This is a genomic window from Aliikangiella maris (genome assembly GCF_040719265.1).
GTDB lineage: Bacteria > Pseudomonadota > Gammaproteobacteria > Enterobacterales > Kangiellaceae > Aliikangiella > Aliikangiella maris.
Genome location: NZ_JBFDAH010000115.1, coordinates 1 through 1,019 on the forward strand (window position 1 = coordinate 1; position 1,019 = coordinate 1,019).

The 1,019-nt window shown below is 37.4% G+C and carries 1 protein-coding gene; it reads left to right on the forward strand.

Going from position 1 to position 1,019, the window contains the following annotated elements; all coding sequences use genetic code 11:
- Nucleotides 1-976, forward strand: a 976-nt coding sequence (locus tag ABVT42_RS22400) for an RHS repeat domain-containing protein (RefSeq protein WP_367024553.1), incomplete at its 5' end; no start/stop codon positions are given.
- Between the last annotated feature and the right edge of the window lie 43 nt (nucleotides 977-1,019).

The window sequence follows — 1,019 nt, forward strand, 5'->3', positions numbered from 1 at the left end:
CTTTGTTCCGCTAGCGCAAGTACATAATGAGCAGATTCAATTCATTCATACTGACCACTTGGGTACGCCCGCTCAATTAACTGACGAGCAAGGAAACATCATTTGGCAGGCAACCTTTAAACCTTATGGTGAAATTGAGCAAATAGAAGCAAAGGATAACACTATTTGCAACCTCCGATTTCAAGGGCAGTATTTTGATGCGGAGACTCAACTGCATTACAATCGGTTTCGGTATTATGATGCGAGGAATGGGCGGTTTACGAGTCAGGACCCGATTGGGTTATTGGGGGGGATAAATAACTATCAGTACGCGCCTAATCCATTGAGTTGGGTTGACCCGTTGGGGCTTGTGTGTAAAGAAAGTGAACAAAAACTATCGAGTGCATTAAATAGTATTTTACCTGAAAAATCAGCTGAATTAATGGCTGAATTTAAACAGCTCAATAATATTACCGATGCTAATCCAACGGGACAATTAAATTCTCAAGATGAAATTTTAAATGCTTTAACGATACAAGCTAAAGCAATGAATGTTGAGCAAAAGGATATTGATAAATTTGCGGGAATGGTTGATGACTTGCCGAATGTTAGTGGGCAAGCTGTTGAGCAAGAAGCTAAAGAAAATAAAAGTGATAAGCTTGGTGAACCAAAATCTTTAGAAGAATGTGTAGAGCGACTAAAAAAAGCTAGAAAAAATATTATGGAAAAAGGTTATCATCCTAAATATACAGATGAAGAATTAGTCGTTAAAGCCAATAATCGTTCTGTTAGCAATTCCAGGTTTTTAGTTAGTTTTCAGCCAGTTAATAATGATCCCAATGCCAAATTGGCGTATCAAAAACCTAATGGTTTAGTTGCAATGTGGGCGACAAGTTTTGATATGCTTGAAAATGCTGATACTGATCCTCCTGTAGTTTACTTTTTTACCATCATACTTCTTGCCAATTTATTTATCATAAGATTGTGCAAGAATTAAACGACTTTACCCAATTAACATCGTCCGCTTTTTAGTGCTTGCC